Source organism: Burkholderia sp. SIMBA_051 (assembly GCF_046534915.1).
GTDB classification, from domain to species: domain Bacteria; phylum Pseudomonadota; class Gammaproteobacteria; order Burkholderiales; family Burkholderiaceae; genus Burkholderia; species Burkholderia ambifaria.
In genome coordinates this window covers 1-248 of sequence record NZ_JAWRXS010000657.1, presented here as the reverse complement: position 1 = coordinate 248, position 248 = coordinate 1, and the positions used below count along the sequence as shown (strand labels likewise).

The following is a 248-nucleotide window of genomic DNA, read 5'->3' as shown; positions in this document are numbered from 1 at the left end:
AACTGGGTGGTGTCGCGCTGGCCGTAGTACAGCATCAGGCGCAGCGTGTTGGCGCCGTCGACGTGGCGTTCGTAGACCAGCCCGCCCTGGGTCTGGCGCACGGTCTTGCGGGTGTCGTACTGCGCCGCCAGCTCGGCGCTACGCGGCGCGTCCTGGAACTGCGCGTACGTCAGGCCGAGCGGATCCCGGGCCGTCAGGTCGACGCTGTTGGCCACGATCGTCAGGCGACTGGCGTCGTCCAGTTGCAC

At 69.4% G+C, this 248-nt stretch carries 1 pseudogene; it reads right to left on the bottom strand.

Annotated features, from left to right (window positions below):
* Positions 1-248 (bottom strand): annotated as a pseudogene (locus tag SB771_RS36115) (TonB-dependent siderophore receptor); the annotation flags it as partial.